Genomic DNA, 18434 nt, shown 5'->3' with positions numbered 1-18434 from the left:
GACCAATGGCTGCACGTTTGAAGGAAGTGTACGACTCCAAGATCCGCGCCGCGCTCAAGGCTGAGTTCGGCTACGCGAACGATATGGAAGTTCCGCGGATCGAGAAGATCGTCATCAACATGGGTGTCGGCGAGGCTGTCGGCGACTCCAAGAAGATCCAGAATGCGGTGAGCGAACTGACGGCGATCAGCGGCCAGAAGCCGATCGTCACGAAGTCCCGCAAGTCGATCGCGCAGTTCAAGCTGCGTGAGGGCATGGCGATCGGGTGCAAGGTCACGCTCCGCCGTGACCGCATGTACGAGTTCCTGGATCGCCTGGTCACGATCGCGTTGCCGCGTGTCCGCGACTTCCGCGGCATCCCCGGCAACAGCTTCGACGGCCGTGGCAACTATGCCATGGGCGTGAAGGAGCAGATCATTTTCCCGGAGATCGACTACGACAAGATCGATCAGATCCGCGGCATGGACATCATTTTCGTCACCTCGGCGAAGACCGACAAGGAGGCCAAGGCTCTCCTGAAGGCCTTCGACATGCCGTTTGTGGCCTGATTGGCTGGAGCACGACCCCATGGCTAAGACCAGTGCCATCGAGAAGAACAAGCGTCGCACCAAGCTGGTGAAGCAGTTCGCCAACAAGCGTGCCCGCCTGAAGGCCATCGCCTCCGATCGCTCCCTCCCGCCGGAAGAGCAGTTCGCCGCCCGCCTCAAGCTGGCCGAGCTGCCGCGCAACTCGTCGAAGGTGCGCATCCGCAACCGCTGCGAAATGACCGGCCGTCCGCGGGCGTTCTATCGCAAGTTCAAGCTGTCCCGCGTCACCCTCCGCGAACTGGCCTCGACCGGCCAGATCCCGGGGATGGTGAAGTCGAGCTGGTAAGGAGGGTCGGAGAATGTCTTTGAGCGATCCGCTCGGCGATATGCTGACCCGCATCCGCAACGGTCAGCACGCCCGTATGTCTGTTGTGCAGAGCCCGGCGTCGAAGCTGCGCAGCAACGTGCTTGAGGTTCTCAAGCGCGAGGGTTACATCCGCGGCTACTCCGAGGAGGAGCTGCGCCCCGGCATCAAGAACCTGAAGATCGAGCTGAAGTATCACGAAGGCGAGCCTGTCATTAAGCAGATCGCCCGCGTGTCGAAGCCCGGCCGCCGCGTCTATTCGAAGATCACCGATCTGCCCCGCGTCTTCAACGGCCTCGGCATCGCGATCCTCTCCACGCCGCGCGGCGTGATGTCGGACAATGAGGCCCGCGCCGCCAACGTCGGCGGTGAAGTCCTCTGCCGCGTGTTCTAAGGGGGACCCTTCGATGTCGCGCATTGGAAAGCATCCCGTGCCGGTTCCGGCTGGTGTTGACGTCTCCGTCAACGGCCAGCAGGTGTCGGCCAAGGGCAAGCTGGGTTCGCTCAGCCTGACCCTCATCGACGACATCACGGCCAAGCTGGAAGACGGCAAGGTCGTGGTGGCCCCGGCGAACGACAGCAAGCGCGCCCGCGTCATGTGGGCAACCTCGCGCACCCTGATCAACAACATGGTCACGGGCGTCAACCAGGGCTTCACCATCAACCTCGAGATCAACGGCGTCGGTTACCGTGCCGCCGTGCAGGGCAAGGAGCTGGTCATGCAGCTCGGCTACTCGCACGACGTCAAGTACCCGATCCCGGAGGGCATCACCATCAAGTGTGACAAGCCCACCGCGATCTCGGTGTCGGGCTTCGACAAGCAGAAGGTCGGTCAAGTCGCCGCGGAGATCCGCGGTTGGAAGAAGCCGGAGCCCTATAAGGGCAAGGGCATCAAGTACGAGACCGAGACGCTGATCCGTAAGGAAGGCAAGAAGAAGTAAGGTCCGCCATGCTCAAGCCAAAGCAACTCCACGAGCGCCGCAAGCAGCGCGTGCGCGCGCAGATTGCCAAGAAGGCCGGCGGGCGGGCTCGCCTCTCGGTTTTCCGGTCCAATCTGCACATCTACGCCCAGATCATCGACGACGAGAACGGCCGCACGGTCGCCTCGGCTTCGTCCGTGGAAAAGGAGCTGCGCGAGCAGCTCAAGCACGGTGGGAACGTCGAAGCCGCCCAGAAGATCGGTGCGCTCATCGCCGAGCGCGCCAAGGCGGCGGGCGTCACCGAGGTCGTGTTCGACCGTGGTGGCTACATTTACCACGGCCGGGTCAAGGCCCTGGCTGACGCCGCCCGCGAGGGCGGGCTGTCGTTCTAAGGAGGCTCCGAAATGGCACGTGAAAGAGGCGAGCGGAGCGACCGTGATCGGCAGCCGCGCGATCGCGACCGGGAAGAGAGCGAGCTGATCGAAAAGCTCGTTGGTATCAACCGCGTCGCCAAGGTTGTGAAGGGCGGCCGTCGCTTCGGCTTCGCCGCCCTCGTGGTGGTCGGTGACGGCAAGGGCCGCGTCGGCGTCGGATCGGGCAAGGCCCGTGAGGTGCCGGAGGCGATCCGCAAGGCGACCGACCAGGCGAAGCGCGGCATGATCCGCGTTCCGCTCCGCGAAGGCCGCACGCTGCACCACGACTCCAACGGTCACTTCGGTGCCGGCAAGGTCGTGCTGCGCACCGCCCCGGCCGGTACCGGCATCATCGCCGGCGGTCCGATGCGCGCGATCTTCGAGGCGCTGGGTGTGCAGGACGTGGTGACGAAGTCCATCGGCACCTCGAACCCGCACAACATGATCAAGGCGACCTTCGACGCCCTGTCGCAGGTTTCCAGCCCGCGCAGCGTCGCCGCCCGTCGCGGCCGTCGCGTGAGCGACATCCTCGGTAAGCGTGAAACCGGCGCTGCCGGTGCGCAGGAGGCTTGATCATGGCCGAGAAGAAGACCGTCATCGTCACCCAGACCGGCAGCCCGATCGGCCGCAAGCACGACCAGCGCGAGACGCTGGTCGGTCTGGGTCTCAACAAGCTGCACCGGACCCGCGAGCTGGAGGACACTCCGGCCGTGCGGGGCATGATCGCCAAGGTCGCGCACCTGGTCCGCGTCGAGAACGAGGGCTGAACCCATGACGAAGCTGAACGATCTCCGGGACAACCCCGGTGCCCGTAAGGAGCGCATGCGCGTCGGCCGCGGTATCGGTTCGGGCAAGGGCAAGACCGGCGGCCGTGGCGTCAAGGGTCAGACCTCGCGCACCGGCGTGGCCATCAACGGCTTTGAAGGCGGCCAGATGCCCCTTCACCGCCGCCTTCCGAAGCGCGGTTTCCGAAACATCTTCGCGAAGGAATACTCGGTCGTGAACCTGGGCCTGGTCCAGAAGTTCATCGACGCCGGCAAGCTCGACGCCAGCCAGACCATCGATGCGGTGGCTCTGGAAGCGGCGGGCGTCACCGGTAAGGTGAAGAAGGACGGCATCCGTCTGCTGGGCAAGGGCGCCCTGACGACGAAGGCCAGCTTCACCGTGGCCGGCGCCTCCAAGTCGGCTGTGGAAGCGGTCGAGAAGGCGGGTGGCAGCGTCACGCTGACCGCGTCCGCCGCCGAAGCCGCCGAGTGATCGGAAGCCCGCGCTTGCGCGCGGGCACCTTCCGGCACTAAATGAAGCGAAGTTGCGAGGGGCGGCCTGCATCCTGCAGGACCGCCCCGTTCGTGCATTAGGGACAGGGATACGACCCATGGCATCAGCGGCCGAGCAGCTTGCCGCGAACATTAATTTCGGGGCCTTCTCCAAGGCGACCGAGCTGAAGAAGCGGATCTGGTTCACCCTTGGTGCCTTGATCATCTACCGCCTGGGCACCTACATCCCGATTCCGGGCGTCAACCCGCAGATCCTGGCCGATATTTTCCGGCAGCAGGGCGGGGGCATCCTGGGCATGTTCGACATGCTGGCCGGCGGCGCGCTGCACCGCATGACGATCTTCGCGCTCAACATCATGCCGTATATTTCGGCCTCCATCATCGTGCAGCTCCTGACCGCGGTGTCGCCGCAGATGGAAGCGCTGAAGAAGGAGGGCGAGTCGGGTCGCAAGAAGCTGAACCAGTACACCCGCTACGGCACCGTCCTTCTGGCGACCGTGCAGGCCTGGGGTCTGGCGGTGGGGCTCGAGGCGATGACCGGCGCGTCCGGCGCCGCGGTTCCCGAACCGGGGCTGTTCTTCAAGATCGCCACGGTCATCACGCTGGTCGGCGGCACGATGTTCCTGATGTGGCTGGGCGAGCAGATCACCGCCCGCGGCATCGGCAACGGCATCTCCCTCATCATCTTCGCCGGCATCGTCGCCGAGTTGCCGCGCGCTCTCGTCAGCACGCTGGAGCTGGGCCGCACCGGCGCGCTGTCCACGCTGTTCATCGTCTTCCTGCTGCTGATGGCGGTGGGCGTCGTGTTCTTCATCGTGTTCATGGAGCGCGCGCAGCGCCGCTTGCTGATCCAGTACCCGAAGCGGCAGATGGGCAACCGCGTGTTCGGCGGCGAAGCGTCGCACCTGCCGCTGAAGCTGAACACCGCGGGCGTCATCCCGCCGATCTTCGCGTCGTCGCTGCTGCTGCTGCCGCTGACCGCGGTCGGCTTCGCCGGCGGCGAGGGTCCGGAGTGGCTGCAGACCGTCACGCGCTATCTGGCGCACGGCACGCCGCTCTACATGATCCTGTATTCGGCGCTGATCATCTTCTTCTGCTTCTTCTACACGGCCATCGTCTTCAACCCCGCGGACACGGCCGAGAACCTGCGTAAGTATGGCGGTTTCATTCCCGGCATCCGTCCGGGCAAGAACACCGCGGACTACATCGACTACGTGCTGACCCGCCTGACGGTGATCGGTTCCGCGTACCTTGTGGCGGTTTGTCTCCTCCCCGAAATCCTGATTTCCCAGCATTCGGTTCCGTTCTATTTTGGCGGCACCAGCCTGCTGATCGTGGTCACGGTGACGATGGACACGGTTGCGCAGATTCATTCCCATCTGCTGGCCCACCAGTATGAGGGGCTGATTAAAAAAGCGAAGCTTCGGGGGAGAAAGTAATGAATCTCATTCTGCTCGGACCGCCGGGCGCCGGGAAGGGGACCCAGGCGCGGCGTCTCGAAGACACGCGCGGACTCGTCCAGCTTTCCACGGGCGACATGCTCCGCGCGATGGTCGCCGAGGGTGGTCCGCTTGGGCAGCAGGCGAAGGACATCATGTCCGCCGGCAAATTGATGCCGGACGCGCTGATGGTCGATATCATCGCTGAGCGCATTTCCAAGCCGGACGTCGCCAACGGCTTCATCCTCGACGGCTTCCCGCGCACGGTCGCCCAGGCCGAAGCGCTGGACAGCATGTTGTCGGACAAGGGCCTGAAGCTCGATCACGTCATCGAGATGAAGGTCGTCGACGACATCCTGGTCGAGCGCATCACCGGTCGTTACACCTGCGCCAAGTGCGGCAAAGGGTATCACGACGTCTTCGAGAAGCCGAAGGTCGAGGGCGTCTGCGACGTCTGCGGCAGCACGGAGTTCAAGCGCCGGGCCGACGACAACGCCGACACGGTGAAGACCCGCCTCGCCCAGTATCACGAGCAGACCGCGCCGATCCTCCCGTATTATCAGAGCCGAGGCGTTCTGAAGACGGTGGACGGCATGGCCGAGATCGACGACGTGACCAAGCAGATCGAGGGCATCCTGGCCGCCTGACCGGGATCGCCATAGTCCGCTGAAAAGAAAAGCCGCGGGGTTTCCGGACCCCGCGGCTTTTTCATGTGTCGGCGGTGGAGCGGGGAGGGTGGCCCCCCCGTTTGGCCCGGCTTTACGGATTGGCGTCGGTGTCGGGGTGGGACAGGTCCTCCGCCTTCCGGCTCAGGTCGTTGTAACGGTCGAGCACCCAGCCGAGGTGGTCGGTGGCCGCAACGGCGGCGGCATCGGCGTCGCGGCGCCGTATGGCGTCGTAGATGGCGCGGTGATGGTCGATCATCAGCGCCTCGCGGCCCAGCGCGAAGGGCTCGGTGTGATGGTACTCCATCATCTGGCCCAGAATGTCGCGGATGGTCGCCAGCAGATGCAGGTAGACCGGGCTTCCCGCCGCCTGGGCGACGGCGAGGTGGAAGTCCATGTCGTCGGCGGCCTGCTTGCCGTCGCGGCCCGTCTCGCCCATCGCGGCGAGGACCCGCCCGATGTGGTCGATCTGCTCCTGGGTGGCGCGTTCGGTGGCGCGCCGGGCCGCCCAGCTTTCCAGGGCCTGCCGGATCTCCACGAGGTCGCAGAGGTTGGCGTGCTTCACCCGGACCATTTCGGTCAGCGCGCCGTCCATGGCGCCGGCGGAGGACACCACCCGCGTGCCGCCGCCCTGCACGGCGGTCAGGAAGCCCTGGGTCTTCAGCTTCTGCAGGGCCGCGCGCACCGACACCCGGCTGACGTGGAGCTGTTCGGCGAGCTGGCGCTCACCCGGCAGGCGTTCTCCCGGAACCAGCTCGCCACGGGCGATCCGTTCGAGAATCCGTTCCGCCACCCATTCGGAAATGCGCTGGGAGGAGGCCGGTACGTGGTGGGGTTCTTCGGTGTCGGACACGGTGGCATGCCCTTTCATCAGCAATCGGTCATAGGTCGTACCCGAGTCGGGCAAATCACGTCAACTCGCAACCGGACGCCGGCGTATGGTCCGCGTCGCCCGCGGTGCTTTATCGGCTCCCGCGGCGGGCCACCAGGATTCCGGCCAGCACGATGGTGCCGCCGACCGCCTGGAACGCGCCGAGCGGCTCGGCGAGCAGCGCCCAGGCCAGCACCGCCGCCGCCGCGGGCTGGAGCAGCAGACTGACGGAGGAGAAGGCGGCGGGCAGATGGGCCAGCGCGTAGGCGATCAGGCTCTGGCCGCCGGCGTGGCTGACCAGGGCGAGCCCGAGAAGCACGCCCCAGCCGCCGAGCGAGCCGGCGATCAGGCTTTCGCCCGACAGCAGGGCGATGGGCAGCAGGGCGACGCCGGTGACAACGCCGCTCCAGGTCATGATCGTGGCGGTGGAGAACTCCGACCGCAGACGGCCGACCATCAGGAAGTAGCCGCTGTAGAACACGGCGGTCAGCAAGCCCAGCGCGTCGCCGAACAGGTGATCGGGGCTCAACTGCAGGCTTTGCCCCATCAGGACGATGGCGCCGCACAGGGCCAGCCCGAGGCCGGTGAGGAAGGTCCGGCTGAACCGCTCCTTGAACACCAGCCAGGACACCAGCGTCACGAAGATCGGCGCGAAGTTGGCGAGCAGCGTGGAGTTGGCGACCGACGTGTAGCGGATCGACCAGTGCCAGATGGCGAGGTCGCCCGCGAAGAACAGCCCGGCGGCGGTCAGCCGGACATAATCGTTCAGCGACGACGGTTTCCGGGAGCGGGCGCCGCCCTTCGGCTCCATGGCCATCCAGACCCACAGGGCCGGAATCGCGAAGGCCAAGCGCCAGAAGGCGGTGGCGCTCGGTCCCAGCTCGGACAGGCGGACGAAGATCGGAGCGAAGGCGATTCCCAGCGCCCCGGTCAGGAGGGCGATCAGTGCGATCCGTTGCGCGGCGTCAGCGCGCGCGGCGGGGGCGAGGGTGCTGGCGTCCGGCATGGCGTCCGTTATAACGGACGCAACCTGCGCGCGCCACGTCCCCCCGCCGCATGGCTCACCTGCGGAAGGCCCGGATTGTGGGACATTGCCTTTGTCGTGGGATCATCCACCGGTCCGGGCCGTTGCCATCGGACCAGCCGGCGGGAACTTCCGCCGCGACCGAGACCCTGCAATACTGTGCCATCATGACGCAGCGATCCCCGAGCAAGCCCGCCGAACATCCCCGACCGGTGACCCTGCCGTCGCCGCCCCGCGCCGCGCCGGCCGCGCCGCTGCTGGGCCCTGACGATCCGCCACCGGTCGCCGTGCTGCGCCCGGAGTCGGACAGCCCCGTCCTGCTGCTGTGCGACCACGCCTCGCGGGCCATTCCGAAGGCGTTGGGGACGCTGGGGCTGGACGAGGCGAATCTGTGCCGGCACATCGCCTACGACATCGGCGCGGCCGAGGTCACGCGGCGGCTGTCGGAACGGTTCGGCGCGACGGCGGTGCTGTCCGGCTACTCCCGGCTGGTCATCGACCCGAACCGTGCGCTGGACGATCCAACGGCGATCCCGGTGGTCAGCGACGACGTGGTGATTCCCGGCAACCGGGCCCTGGACCGGGCGGAGGAGGAGCGCCGGGTCGACGCCATCTTCCGGCCCTACCACGAGGCGGTCGCCGCCGAGGTTGCCCGGCGGCGGGGGCGTGGGCAGGTGCCGGTGCTGCTGTCGATCCACAGCTTCACCCCCGCCATGCGCGGTGTCGCCCGGCCCTGGCACGTCGGCATCCTGTGGGACCACGACCCGCGCATCCCGATTCCGATGATCGAGCGGCTGCGCGCCGACGGGCGCTGGTGCGTCGGCGACAACGAACCCTATTCGGGCCGGAGCACGCTGGGCGGCACGGTGGAAAGCCACGCCACACCCGCCGGGCTGCCCAACGTCCTGGTCGAGGTGCGCCAGGACCTGATCGCCACGCCGGAGGGGGCGGCGTTGTGGGCGACGGTGCTGGGCGACGCGCTGGAGCCGATCCTGGCCGACCCCGACCTCTACCAGATCAAACTGTTCCCGCGGGAGTGAGCGTTCATGGAGCCGGCCTTCACGCTGGGGCTTGAGGAAGAGTATCTGCTGGTGGACCGCAACTCGCGGGACATCGCGCGCAACCCGCCGGACGAGATGCTGGAGGCTTGCCAGGAGCAGGCGCCGGGCCAGATCCATCCGGAATTCCTGCGCTGCCAGATCGAGGTCGGCACGCCGGTGTGCTCCACCCTGGCGGAGGCGCGGGCGGAGCTGGCGCGGCTGCGCGCGACGGTGGCCGGGGTGGCGCGCGCCCACAATCTGGCGCCCATTGCCGCCTCGACCCATCCTTTCGCCGCGTGGGAGCCGCAGAAGCACACCAACCGCGACCGCTACAACATGCTGGCCCGCGACCTGGGCGCGCCGGCGCGGCGGCTGATGATCTGCGGCATGCACGTCCATGTCGGGATCGAGGACGACGACCTGCGCATCGACCTGATGAATCAGGTCCGCTATTTCCTGCCGCATCTGCTGGCGTTGTCCACCTCCTCGCCCTTCTGGCGGGGGCAGGACATGCAGCGCAGATCCTACCGGCTCGCGGTGTGGAACGAGCTGCCGCGCACCGGCATGCCGGACAGCTTCCAGAGCTTCGGCGAGTACCAGCAGCAGGTGAATGTCCTGGTCAACGCCGGCATCATCGAGGACGCGAGCAAGCTGTGGTGGGACATCCGCCCGTCCCAGCGCTTCCCGACGCTGGAGATGCGGATCACCGACGTCTGCACCCGGCTGGACGACGCGGTGACGGTGGCGGCGCTGTTCCGCTGCCTGCTGCGCATGCTGTGGCGGCTGCGGCTGCGGAACGTGACGTGGCGGCCCTACAAGAACCTGCTGATCGGCGAGAACCGCTGGCGGGCCCAGCGCTACGGCCTCGACGAGGGGCTGGTGGATTTCGGGCGCGGCACCATCGTTCCCTACGCCGACCTGATGGAGGAGCTGATCGAGCTGACCCGCGAGGACGCGGAGCGATTCGATTGCGTGGCCGAGGTCGCCAACGCCCGCGACATCATCCGCCGCGGCACCAGCGCCCACCGGCAGGTCGCCATCTACCGCGAGGCGCTGGAGCAGGGCGCCACCGGCTGGGAGGCCCTGGCCCAGGTGGTCGACTGGCTGACCGAGGAGACCATGGTCGGGGTGGAGTGATTTGCACCGAAGAGTTGCTTCGAAATCCATGGCAACTTTCGGAAAGCCACTACTTGACCTTTGCGTCATCCAGCCATACCCTCCCCGCAAATCAGCTCACCGAGTTGAGCAGGGCAGGCAATAAAACGAAGCAGCAGAGGGCCGCTCGCACCACGGGCGGCCCTTACCTTTTCAGGGGGATGGGAATGGCCGACGCCAAGTTCCTCAAGTTCGACACGCTGAGCCTGCACGCCGGCCAGCGGCCCGACCCGACAACCGGGGCGCGGGCGGTGCCGATCTACCAGTCCACGTCCTACGTCTTCGACGACACCGACCACGCCGCCTCGCTGTTCAATCTGGAACGGCCGGGGCACATCTATTCCCGCATCTCGAACCCCACGGTGGCGGTGCTGGAGGAACGGCTGGCGGCCTTGGACGGCGGCGTCGGCGCGGTCTGCACGGCCAGCGGCCAGGCGGCCCTGACGCTCGCCATCATGACCCTGATGGGCGCGGGCGGGCACATCGTCGCCTCCTCCTCGATCTACGGCGGCAGCCGCAACCTGCTGGCCTACACGCTGCCGCGATTCGGCATCACCACGACCTTCGTGAATCCGCGCGACCTCGACGGCTTCCGCGCGGCCATCCGGCCGGAGACGCGGCTGCTGTTCGGCGAGGTGCTGGGCAATCCGGGGCTTGAGGTGCTCGACATTCCCAGCCTGTCGGCCATCGCCCATGACGCCGGCCTGCCGCTGATGGTCGATGCCACCTTCGTCACGCCCTATCTGTGCAAGCCGCTGAGCTTCGGCGCCGATCTGGTCATGCACTCCTGCACCAAGTGGCTGGCCGGGCACGGCGTCGCCATCGGCGGGGTGGTGATCGACGGCGGCGGCTTCGACTGGGAGGCGTCCGGCAAGTTCCCCACGCTGACCGAGCCCTACGCCGGCTATCATGGCATCGACTTCGTGGAGGAATACGGGCCGGCCGCCTTCATCATGCGCGCCCGCGCCGAGGGGCTGCGCGACTTCGGCGCCTGCATGAGCCCGATGAACGCCTTCCAGATCCTCCAGGGCGTGGAAACCCTGCCGCTGCGCATGAAGGGCCACATCCACAACACCCGCAAGGTGCTGGGCTTCCTCGAATCGGAGGCCTACGCGGAGAACGGCAGCGTCGCCTGGGTCACCCACCCGGAACTGCCCGACCATCCCGACCACCGGCTGCGCGCCCAGCTCCTGCCGCACGGCGCCGGCTCCATCATCTCCTTCGGCATCAAGGGCGGGCGCGAGGCCGGACGCCGCTTCATCGAGAAGCTGGCGCTGTTCTCGCACCTCGCCAACGTCGGCGATGCCAAGTCGCTGGTCATCCACCCCGCCAGCACCACCCACGCCCAGCTCGACGCCGAGGCGCTCGCCGCCGCCGGGGTGGGGGAGGATATGATCCGCCTGTCCATCGGGCTGGAGGATTGCGACGACCTGATCGACGATCTGCGCCAGGCGCTGCGCGCCGCGACGAAGGCGTGAGGAGGCTGCCATGGACCTGACCGTCAACGGCCAGAATGTTTACGCCCACACCGGCGGGCGGCCCTTCGACCCGGCGCGTCCGGCGATCGTGCTGATCCACGGCGCCGGCATGGACCACACGGTGTGGAGCCTGCAAAGCCGCTACCTCGCCCATCACGGGCGGTCCGTCCTGGCGGTGGATCTGCCCGGCCATGGCCGCTCCGGCGGGGCGCCGCTTGCCTCCGTCGAGGAACTGGCCGACTGGGTCGTGGCGTTGCTGGACGCGGCGGGCGTGGCCAAGGCGGCGCTCGCCGGCCATTCCATGGGCGCCCTGGTGGCCCTGGAAACCGCGGCGCGGCACGGTGACCGCGTCGAATCGCTGGCCCTGCTGGGGGTGGCGGAGACGATGCCGGTCCATCCCGACCTGCTGGCCGCCGCGGCGCTGAACGATCCGTCCGCCATCGAGCTGGTCATCGGCTGGGGGCATGGCCCGTGCGGGCATGTCGGCGGTGCGGCGGCTCCCGGACTGTCGCTGGTTCCCGGCGGGCGGCGGTTGATGCAGCGGGCGCGGCCCGGCGTGCTCGGCGTCGATCTGGGGGCTTGCAACGCGTATGTCCGGGGTGGCGAGGCCGCCGCGGCGGTGTCCTGTCCGGCGCTGTTCCTGCTGGGTGGAGTCGATCGCATGACGCCGGCAAGGTCCGGCAAGGCGCTTGCCGCCAAAGTCAGTGGTTCCGAAGTCATTCTGCTGTCCGGCATAGGCCATATGGTTATGACGGAAGCACCAAACGCAACCACAGATGCTTTTTCGGCGCGGTTTTCTGCAGCTTAGCCCCGCTGTTTCTTCGTGGATTACATCCCCATCATGAATCGTTAACAGATTCGCGTCTTACTGTTCTGCACTGAAGCGGTGATGCGGAATGGTGAGCTGTGCGGAGACTTGAACGGTCTGTTCATGCCTTGATGGCGGTTGCCGGGGATGTCGTCGCCCTGCTGTCGCCGGACGGGCGGTTCGCCGATGTGGGAGCCGGGTCGCTGCGCGTGCTCGGCACTCCGCCGGAGGCGCTGCTGGGGACGGCCGTGCTGGACTGCGTCCACCCGGACGACCGGGATGAGGTCGTCCGCTGTCTTGCCCGGCTGGGCGACGGACCGTCCGGCGACGTCGTCACCGGCCCGTTCCCCTGCCGGCTGCGCCACGCGGCGGGCGGCTGGCGTCACATGGAGGTGACGGCCTTGAACCGGCTGGACGATGCCGGCGGCCCGGAAACCGTCATCCACGCCCGCGACGTGACCGACCGGGTGGAGGCCGAGCAGCGCTTGCGGGCGAGCGAAGCGCGCTACCAGACGCTGGCCCGCTCCTCCCCGGTCGGCTTGTTCGAGACGGATCGGGACGGCGGGATCCTGTCCGCCAACCCGCGCTTCGCCGCCATCGCCGGGCTGCCCCCCGATGACCTGCGTGGCCATGCCTGGCGTGCAATGCTTCATCCGGACGACCGCCCGCGGCTGGAGGCGGACTGGGCGGAGGCCGTGGCGTCGGGCGAACCCATTCTCCTGAATGTCCGGTTCAGCGGGGCCGACGGCACGGTGACCTTCGCCCTGTGCCAGGGCTCGCCGCTGACCGACGCGGATGGACGGGTGCAGGGCTGGGTCGGCACGCTGACCGACATGACCGAATATGTGCGGACGGTCGATGCGCTGCTGATGGCCGAAGCCCGGACCAACGCCATCGTGGACGCCGCCGCCGACGCCATCGTGACCATGGACGGGGAGGGCATCGTCCACAGCTTCAACCCGGCGGCGGAGTCGATGTTCGGCATTCCGGCCGCCGACATGCTGTGGAGCCGGATCGACCGGCTGATCCCGGACATCGTCGGGCTTCTTCAGGACGGCGGGCTGTCCGTCTACCAGCCGGGCGGCGAGGCCCATGGCGCCGGCGCCGTGCGGGAAGCCGTGGCGGTGCGGGGCGGGGGCGGCCACTTCCCCATCGAGCTGTCGGTGAGCGCGGTGGAGACGGGCGGTCGCCGGGTCTTCACCGGCATCATCCGCGACATCACCGCGCGCAAGCGGAGCGAAAGCGACCTGATCGCCGCGAAGGAGGCCGCCGAATCGGCGGACCGCGCCAAGTCGACCTTCCTCCAGGTCATGAGCCACGAGCTGCGGACCCCGTTGAACGCGGTCATCGGCTTCGCCCAGGTGATCGAGATGCGGCTTCTCGGCGCGCAGGAGGTGGACCGCTACATCGACTATGCCGGGTCGATCCGCCAGTCGGGGGAGCATCTGCTGGCGATCATCGACGACATCCTGGACATCACGACCATCGAGGCCGGCGGGCTGCGCTTGAACGAAACCCCCGTCGATCCGTCCGCCCTGGTGGGGGAGGCGCTGAATCTCGTCGCCATCCAGTCGGGCAAACGCGGCGTGCCGATCCACATCGACCTGGAGGACGGCTTGCCGCTGCTGACCGGCGACGCGCTGCGCCTCCGGCAGGTGCTGGTAAACCTGCTGTCGAACGCCGTCAAATTCTCCAATCCCGGCGAATCGGCCTTCATCCGCGTCCGTCGCGCGGAGGATGGCGGGCTGGAACTGTCGGTGACGGACACCGGGATCGGAATCGCGGCTGAGGATCTGCCGAAGGCGATGACCCCCTTCGCCCAGGTCGACCAGTCGATGGCCCGGCGCTACGAGGGGATGGGGCTCGGCCTGTCCATCTCGAAGCGGTTGGTCGAAGCGCATGGCGGCACGCTGCGTGTCGACAGCGCGCCAGGGCGGGGGACCACGGTGACGGTGGCCTTGCCGCCGGGCCGGATCGTGGCCGACGCATGACCGGACCGGCGGCGGCTCCCGGCGGACACCAAAACGGCGCCCCGGTTTCCCGGGGCGCCTTTCGGACGGGTGATGCCCGGACCTGTGGAGGCCCGCCGTTACGCGGCCTGCTGGGTCAGCGCGGGCTTCGCCGTGCCGGTGGTGCCGATCTGGATGGTCCGGGGCTTCATCGTTTCCGGCACCTCGCGCACCAGATCGATGTGGAGCAGCCCGTTCAGCAGATTGGCGTTGCCCACCTTGATGAAGTCGGCAAGCTGAAAGCGGCGCTCGAAAGCGCGGCCAGCAATACCCCGGTAGAGGAATTGGCCGGTCTCCTGTTCCTTCTTAGCTTTCCCTGTGACCACCAGAGAGTTCTGCTGAGCGGTGATCTCCAGGTCCTCCGGGCCAAAGCCGGCGACGGCCATGGTGATCCGGTAAGCGTCGTCGCCCGTCTTCTCGATGTTGTAGGGCGGGTAGGACGCGGCGGCCTCGTCGCCGGTCATCGCGTTCTCCAGGAGACGCGAGAGGCGGTCGAACCCGACGGTCGAACGGAACAGGGGCGAAAGGTCGTAGGAGCGCATGACATATCCTCCAAATGAGCGATACAGCGATCGGAGACCACGATCATCGTCGGTCCCCGGTTTTGCGGTTCCGGCGAACCCCAACTGGGCGTCCGCCGACACCGCGACAGATAGGCGAGCGCTTCAGCCGTTCAAGAGCCCGCTTTTCGAAATTCGCCGGGCCGCGCCGTCACCGTCCAGCGGAGGGACGGCGGGGGTCCACAACCACTCATCGATTGTTAATCAGTTGCGGCGAGGCTCGGAATCGGGCCATTCGGCCGCGGGAGGGGTACGGCCGTGATGGAAACACCGACCTTCTTCAACGGAACTTACGACGAGACGATGGCGCTGCTGATCGAGGCGCGCAATTACATCGCCTACCATGACGCCGTGAGCCATCGGGCGCTGCCGCCCCAGGTCCGGCTTCAGATCTCGTACGAATCCATGCGGGTGACCAGCCGACTGACCCAGGTGATGGCCTGGCTGCTGGCGCAGAAGGCCGTCCACGCCGGGGAGATGACCCGCGAGCAGGCGGCGAGCGACGATTTCGCCCTGTCGGGCGGGGACATCTGCACCGATCCCTCCGGGCCCGACAACGAGCAGCTGCCGGAAGGTCTGCGCAGCCTTCTGGAGCGCAGCCACCGTCTTTACATGCGCGTCGCCCGCCTGGACGAGCGTGCCCGTGACGCGGTGGCGCTGGCCGGCTGACGGCCGGTTTCCCGACAAACCGCAAACAGAAGCCGCAAACGCGAAAAGGGCGCCCGGCGGACCGGACGCCCCTTTTCGTTTTGCGGGCGAAGAAGATTACTTCTTCAGGCCGAAGCTCGCGAAGCGCTTGTTGAACTTGGCGATCTGGCCGCCCGTGTCCAGCAGCTTCTGCACGCCGGTCCAGGCCGGGTGCGACTTCGGGTCGATGTCGAGGCGCAGCGTATCGCCCGGCTTGCCCATCGTGGAGCGGGTCTTGAACGTGCTGCCGTCGGTCATCACCACGTTGATCTCGTGGTAGTCGGGATGGATATCAGTCTTCATGGCCGGGGTTCCTGCAAAGCGAGCGCGGTCTATAGCAAAGCGGGCGGCATGATGCAACCGCGTTCCTGCGCCGGAAAGGCCGGTGCTTCCGTTCGCTCACCAAACCATACCTTGTTCATAGTCCCCCCCTTGCTATATGCCGGGCTTGCCCCCGTGCACGCCTGCACATCGTCCTGCCGTCCGTCCTGCCGCTGGGGAGCCCCGGTGTCCCGTTCTTCGTCGAAGTCTGATCCGGTGTCCGAAGGGACGCCTTCCGCCGCAACGCGCCGCCGCAACCTGTCGCCGCTGCGCCGGCTGTTTCCCTTCCTGTGGCCCTATCGGCTGCAGATTTTCGGCGCCATGCTGTCGCTGACCGTGGCCGCCGGGACGGTGTTGGGGCTGGGGCAGGGGATGCGCGTCCTGGTGGACCAGGGCTTCGTCGCGGGCGATTCGGCCCTGCTCGACCGGGCACTGCTGGTTCTGCTGGTGGTCATCGTGCTGATGGCCGCCTCGACCTTCGGGCGCTTCTATCTGGTGAGCTGGATCGGCGAGCGGGTGGTGGCCGACATCCGCCGCGCCGTCTACAGCCACGTGGTGAAGCTGTCCCCCGGTTTCTTCGAGACCACCAAGACCGGCGAGATCCTGACGCGCCTGACCACCGACACCGAGGTGCTGCAGACCGTGGTCGGTTCCTCCGTCTCGATCGCGCTGCGCAACACGCTGATGTTCGTCGGCGGCACGGTGATGCTGCTGGTGACCTCGCCGAAGCTGGCGGGGCTGGTGTTCCTGGGCGTGCCGGTGGTCATCCTCCCGATCATCATCCTGGGCCGGCGGGTGCGCGCCCTGTCGCGGGCGAGCCAGGACAAGATCGCCGACCTCGGCTCCTTCGTCGAGGAGACGCTGGGCGCCATCCGCACGATGCAGGCCTACACGCACGAAGCCATCGACCGCAGCCTGTTCGGCGGGCGGGTCGAGGACGCCTTCGCCACCGCCCGGCGGCGGGTGACGGTGCGCGCCATCATGACGATGATCGTCATTGTGCTGGTCTTCGGCTCGGTCGGCCTCATCCTGTGGATCGGTGGGCACGACGTGCTGGCCGGGCGGCTGACGGTGGGGCAGCTTTCGGCCTTCGTCATCTATTCGGTGGTCGTCGCCGGCTCGGTCGGGGCGATCAGCGAGGTGGCCGGCGACCTTCAGCGCGCCGCCGGCGCCACGGAACGGCTGTTCGACCTGCTCGACACCGAGCCGGAGATCCGCGCCCCGGCCAACCCGCGCGCCCTGCCGGAACCGGCGCAGGGCGCGCTGTCCTTCCGCGACGTGCGCTTCCACTACCCGTCGCGTCCGGACTGGGCGGCGCTCAAGGAGTTCTCCCTGGAGATCGAGCCGGGCGAGACGGTGGCCCTGGTCGGCCCGTCGGGCTCCGGCAAATCCACGGTGTTCCAGCTTCTGCTGCGCTTCTACGACCCGCAGGCCGGGGCGGTCGCCCTGGACGGGGTGGACGTCCGCGACGCCGACCCGGTGGAGGTGCGGCGGCGGCTCGGCCTCGTGGCGCAGGATCCGGTGGTCTTCTCCGCCAACGCCTGGGAGAACATCCGCTACGGGCGTCCGGATGCCAGCGACGCCGAGGTGCTCGCCGCCGCCGAGGCCGCCCACGCGCTGGAATTCCTGCAGGCCTTGCCGGAGGGGCTGGACACCTTCCTGGGCGAGAAGGGCGTGCGGCTGTCGGGCGGCCAGCGCCAGCGGCTGTCCATCGCGCGGGCGATCCTGCGCGACCCGCCGGTGCTTCTGCTCGACGAGGCGACCAGCGCGCTCGACGCGGAGAGCGAGCGCATGGTGCAGGACGCGCTGGACAAGCTGATGACCCGGCGCACCACGATCATCATCGCCCACCGTCTGGCGACGGTCCTCAACGCCGACCGGATCGTGGTGATGGAGCAGGGGCGTGTCGTCGCCACCGGGCGCCACGCTGATCTGGTCCGCGAGGGCGGCCTTTACGCCCGCCTCGCCGCGCTCCAGTTCGACCGCGCGGCGGACGAGGCCGGGCTGGTCAGCGGGTAAGGGGCCCCTCGGGCGCCTCATCCGGAACCCGTCCGCGTTTGCGGCGGTTGTCCGGCCATGTCCTCAGACACGGCGCATTCTCCTTCACCGGCGCGGGCGGCCGCGGGGCTTCCCTGGGCAGGCTACCTGCTGGGCTTCGCGCTCGGCGGCTTCTTCGACGGAATCCTGCTGCATCAGGTGCTGCAGTGGCATCACCTGCTGTCGGCGGTCGAGTCCTCCGCCGTCCAGGACATCCGCGTCCAGATCCTGGCGGACGGCCTGTTCCACGCCGCGATGTACGTCGTCGCGGCGGTGGGCCTGTGGCTGCTCTGGCGGAGCCGGCACCGCTTCGCCGAGCCCGGGGCGGACCGCCTGATGTTCGCCAACGCGCTGATCGGCTTCGGCGCTTGGCACATCCTCGACGGCGTCCTGTCCCACTGGATTCTCGGCATCCACCGCATCCGTATGGACTCACCGAACCCGCTGCTCTGGGACCTGCTGTGGTTCGTCGTCTTCGGCGTCGCCGTCGTCGCGGCGGGCTGGTGGTTGCGACGCAGCGGGGGAGGAGGCAGCGTTGGCCGCACCGCACCGGTCGCCCTGACGCTGGCGGTGCTGATCGCCGGGCCGGTCGCCGCCTTGCCGCCGCCCGGCGTGACCACGGTGATGGTGCTGTTCCAACCCGGCACGACGGCGACGGACGTGTTTGCCGCCGTCGCGGCGGTGGACGGGCGGACGGTCTGGCAGGACCCCTCCGGACAGCTCTGGGCCATCGACCTGGGCGAGGGCGGCAGCGCGGCGGCGCTGTACCGGCACGGCGCCCTGCTGGTCAGCAACACGCTGCTGCCGACCGGCTGCCTCGACTGGTTCCGAACCTGACG

General features: G+C 67.8%; 22 protein-coding genes. 18 read left to right on the top strand and 4 right to left on the bottom strand.

The features are described from left to right. Positions 1-5 precede the first annotated feature (5 nt). From rplE to D3869_RS03775, 10 genes are all read left to right on the top strand, one after another. Entirely contained in the window at positions 6-548 is a 543-nt protein-coding gene (gene rplE / locus D3869_RS03820; protein WP_094303024.1) for a 50S ribosomal protein L5, read from the top strand. Positions 549-567: 19 nt separating this feature from the next. Then, complete coding sequence (gene rpsN, locus D3869_RS03815; RefSeq protein WP_038526805.1) at positions 568-873, top strand: 30S ribosomal protein S14; 306 nt, start codon at positions 568-570, stop codon at positions 871-873. Positions 874-886: 13 nt separating this feature from the next. Then, complete coding sequence (rpsH, locus tag D3869_RS03810; RefSeq protein ID WP_035675041.1) at positions 887-1285, top strand: 30S ribosomal protein S8; 399 nt, start codon at positions 887-889, stop codon at positions 1283-1285. A gap of 13 nt (positions 1286-1298) precedes the next feature. After that, complete coding sequence (gene rplF, locus D3869_RS03805; RefSeq protein WP_014241025.1) at positions 1299-1832, top strand: 50S ribosomal protein L6; 534 nt, start codon at positions 1299-1301, stop codon at positions 1830-1832. An 8-nt stretch (positions 1833-1840) separates the two neighbouring features. After that, positions 1841-2203: a 50S ribosomal protein L18 gene (rplR, locus tag D3869_RS03800; RefSeq protein ID WP_014241024.1), complete on the top strand. Its 363-nt coding sequence runs from the start codon at positions 1841-1843 to the stop codon at positions 2201-2203. A gap of 12 nt (positions 2204-2215) precedes the next feature. Continuing rightward, on the top strand, positions 2216-2797 hold the full coding sequence (rpsE, locus tag D3869_RS03795) for a 30S ribosomal protein S5 (protein ID WP_035675037.1): 582 nt from the start codon (positions 2216-2218) through the stop codon (positions 2795-2797). 2 nt (positions 2798-2799) lie between these two features. Then, positions 2800-2991: a 50S ribosomal protein L30 gene (gene rpmD, locus D3869_RS03790; protein WP_014241022.1), complete on the top strand. Its 192-nt coding sequence runs from the start codon at positions 2800-2802 to the stop codon at positions 2989-2991. Positions 2992-2995: 4 nt separating this feature from the next. Next, positions 2996-3481 (top strand): 50S ribosomal protein L15, encoded by a 486-nt coding sequence (gene rplO, locus D3869_RS03785; protein ID WP_014241021.1) that lies wholly within the window; start codon positions 2996-2998, stop codon positions 3479-3481. Positions 3482-3599: 118 nt separating this feature from the next. Beyond that, complete coding sequence (gene secY, locus D3869_RS03780; RefSeq protein ID WP_109070627.1) at positions 3600-4940, top strand: preprotein translocase subunit SecY; 1341 nt, start codon at positions 3600-3602, stop codon at positions 4938-4940. Further along, the gene (locus D3869_RS03775) at positions 4940-5587 is read left to right on the top strand and encodes an adenylate kinase (RefSeq protein WP_137139005.1); all 648 of its coding nucleotides are present in this window, start codon (positions 4940-4942) and stop codon (positions 5585-5587) included. The genes secY and D3869_RS03775 overlap by 1 nt, the downstream gene beginning before the upstream one ends. Before the next feature lie 112 nt (positions 5588-5699). Here D3869_RS03775 and D3869_RS03770 read toward each other — a convergent pair whose 3' ends face one another. Further along, the gene (locus D3869_RS03770) at positions 5700-6458 is read right to left on the bottom strand and encodes a FadR/GntR family transcriptional regulator (RefSeq protein WP_247895710.1); all 759 of its coding nucleotides are present in this window, start codon (positions 6456-6458) and stop codon (positions 5700-5702) included. Between the two features lie 109 nt (positions 6459-6567). Next, on the bottom strand, positions 6568-7482 hold the full coding sequence (locus tag D3869_RS03765; protein ID WP_137139003.1) for a DMT family transporter: 915 nt from the start codon (positions 7480-7482) through the stop codon (positions 6568-6570). A gap of 185 nt (positions 7483-7667) precedes the next feature. On the opposite strand from D3869_RS03765, the gene D3869_RS03760 reads away from it, so the two are divergent. The 5 genes from D3869_RS03760 to D3869_RS03740 all read left to right on the top strand — a co-directional run bounded on the left by D3869_RS03760 (position 7668) and on the right by D3869_RS03740 (position 13972). Further along, on the top strand, positions 7668-8540 hold the full coding sequence (locus D3869_RS03760) for an N-formylglutamate amidohydrolase (protein WP_137139002.1): 873 nt from the start codon (positions 7668-7670) through the stop codon (positions 8538-8540). Positions 8541-8546: 6 nt separating this feature from the next. Then, complete coding sequence (locus tag D3869_RS03755) at positions 8547-9677, top strand: carboxylate-amine ligase (RefSeq protein ID WP_137139001.1); 1131 nt, start codon at positions 8547-8549, stop codon at positions 9675-9677. A 185-nt stretch (positions 9678-9862) separates the two neighbouring features. Beyond that, positions 9863-11173, top strand: coding sequence for an O-acetylhomoserine aminocarboxypropyltransferase (locus D3869_RS03750; protein WP_137139000.1), 1311 nt, complete (start codon positions 9863-9865; stop codon positions 11171-11173). 10 nt (positions 11174-11183) lie between these two features. Further along, on the top strand, positions 11184-11981 hold the full coding sequence (locus D3869_RS03745; protein ID WP_137138999.1) for an alpha/beta fold hydrolase: 798 nt from the start codon (positions 11184-11186) through the stop codon (positions 11979-11981). Positions 11982-12112: 131 nt separating this feature from the next. After that, on the top strand, positions 12113-13972 hold the full coding sequence (locus tag D3869_RS03740) for a sensor histidine kinase (RefSeq protein WP_137138998.1): 1860 nt from the start codon (positions 12113-12115) through the stop codon (positions 13970-13972). 98 nt (positions 13973-14070) lie between these two features. Here D3869_RS03740 and D3869_RS03735 read toward each other — a convergent pair whose 3' ends face one another. Next, a complete protein-coding gene (locus tag D3869_RS03735; RefSeq protein WP_014241011.1) occupies positions 14071-14532 on the bottom strand; it encodes an Hsp20 family protein in 462 nt (153 codons plus the stop codon). A 279-nt stretch (positions 14533-14811) separates the two neighbouring features. Between D3869_RS03735 and D3869_RS03730 the strand changes: the two genes are divergently transcribed. After that, positions 14812-15219 (top strand): DUF1465 family protein, encoded by a 408-nt coding sequence (locus D3869_RS03730; RefSeq protein ID WP_109070617.1) that lies wholly within the window; start codon positions 14812-14814, stop codon positions 15217-15219. Between the two features lie 96 nt (positions 15220-15315). On the opposite strand, the gene rpmE is transcribed toward D3869_RS03730, so the two are convergent. Then, on the bottom strand, positions 15316-15540 hold the full coding sequence (gene rpmE, locus D3869_RS03725) for a 50S ribosomal protein L31 (protein ID WP_014241009.1): 225 nt from the start codon (positions 15538-15540) through the stop codon (positions 15316-15318). Positions 15541-15744: 204 nt separating this feature from the next. On the opposite strand from rpmE, the gene D3869_RS03720 reads away from it, so the two are divergent. Further along, positions 15745-17577 carry an ABC transporter transmembrane domain-containing protein gene (locus D3869_RS03720; RefSeq protein WP_247895709.1) on the top strand — a complete coding sequence of 611 codons (1833 nt, stop codon included), beginning with the start codon at positions 15745-15747 and terminating at the stop codon, positions 17575-17577. 57 nt (positions 17578-17634) lie between these two features. Further along, positions 17635-18432: a DUF2243 domain-containing protein gene (locus tag D3869_RS03715; protein ID WP_137138997.1), complete on the top strand. Its 798-nt coding sequence runs from the start codon at positions 17635-17637 to the stop codon at positions 18430-18432. The last annotated feature ends 2 nt before the right edge of the window (positions 18433-18434 follow it).

Source organism: Azospirillum brasilense, assembly GCF_005222205.1.
GTDB lineage: Bacteria > Pseudomonadota > Alphaproteobacteria > Azospirillales > Azospirillaceae > Azospirillum > Azospirillum brasilense_G.
Note: the sequence above shows the minus strand (reverse complement) of the source record. Positions and strands in the feature narration are given on the sequence as shown.

Excerpts from the sequence above, each read along its gene's own strand:
- rpmE (WP_014241009.1), bottom strand. The coding sequence starts at position 15,540 with ATGAAGACTGATATCCATCCCGACTACCACGAGATCAACGTGGTGATG.
- D3869_RS03765 (WP_137139003.1), bottom strand. The coding sequence starts at position 7,482 with ATGCCGGACGCCAGCACCCTCGCCCCCGCCGCGCGCGCTGACGCCGCG.
- secY (WP_109070627.1), top strand. The coding sequence starts at position 3,600 with ATGGCATCAGCGGCCGAGCAGCTTGCCGCGAACATTAATTTCGGGGCC.
- rplR (WP_014241024.1), top strand. The coding sequence starts at position 1,841 with ATGCTCAAGCCAAAGCAACTCCACGAGCGCCGCAAGCAGCGCGTGCGC.
- D3869_RS03750 (WP_137139000.1), top strand. The coding sequence starts at position 9,863 with ATGGCCGACGCCAAGTTCCTCAAGTTCGACACGCTGAGCCTGCACGCC.
- D3869_RS03735 (WP_014241011.1), bottom strand. The coding sequence starts at position 14,532 with ATGCGCTCCTACGACCTTTCGCCCCTGTTCCGTTCGACCGTCGGGTTC.
- D3869_RS03745 (WP_137138999.1), top strand. The coding sequence starts at position 11,184 with ATGGACCTGACCGTCAACGGCCAGAATGTTTACGCCCACACCGGCGGG.
- rplE (WP_094303024.1), top strand. The coding sequence starts at position 6 with ATGGCTGCACGTTTGAAGGAAGTGTACGACTCCAAGATCCGCGCCGCG.
- D3869_RS03755 (WP_137139001.1), top strand. The coding sequence starts at position 8,547 with ATGGAGCCGGCCTTCACGCTGGGGCTTGAGGAAGAGTATCTGCTGGTG.
- D3869_RS03760 (WP_137139002.1), top strand. The coding sequence starts at position 7,668 with ATGACGCAGCGATCCCCGAGCAAGCCCGCCGAACATCCCCGACCGGTG.
- D3869_RS03715 (WP_137138997.1), top strand. The coding sequence starts at position 17,635 with ATGTCCTCAGACACGGCGCATTCTCCTTCACCGGCGCGGGCGGCCGCG.
- D3869_RS03730 (WP_109070617.1), top strand. The coding sequence starts at position 14,812 with ATGGAAACACCGACCTTCTTCAACGGAACTTACGACGAGACGATGGCG.
- rplO (WP_014241021.1), top strand. The coding sequence starts at position 2,996 with ATGACGAAGCTGAACGATCTCCGGGACAACCCCGGTGCCCGTAAGGAG.
- rpsE (WP_035675037.1), top strand. The coding sequence starts at position 2,216 with ATGGCACGTGAAAGAGGCGAGCGGAGCGACCGTGATCGGCAGCCGCGC.
- rpsH (WP_035675041.1), top strand. The coding sequence starts at position 887 with ATGTCTTTGAGCGATCCGCTCGGCGATATGCTGACCCGCATCCGCAAC.
- rplF (WP_014241025.1), top strand. The coding sequence starts at position 1,299 with ATGTCGCGCATTGGAAAGCATCCCGTGCCGGTTCCGGCTGGTGTTGAC.
- D3869_RS03740 (WP_137138998.1), top strand. The coding sequence starts at position 12,113 with ATGGCGGTTGCCGGGGATGTCGTCGCCCTGCTGTCGCCGGACGGGCGG.
- rpmD (WP_014241022.1), top strand. The coding sequence starts at position 2,800 with ATGGCCGAGAAGAAGACCGTCATCGTCACCCAGACCGGCAGCCCGATC.
- rpsN (WP_038526805.1), top strand. The coding sequence starts at position 568 with ATGGCTAAGACCAGTGCCATCGAGAAGAACAAGCGTCGCACCAAGCTG.
- D3869_RS03775 (WP_137139005.1), top strand. The coding sequence starts at position 4,940 with ATGAATCTCATTCTGCTCGGACCGCCGGGCGCCGGGAAGGGGACCCAG.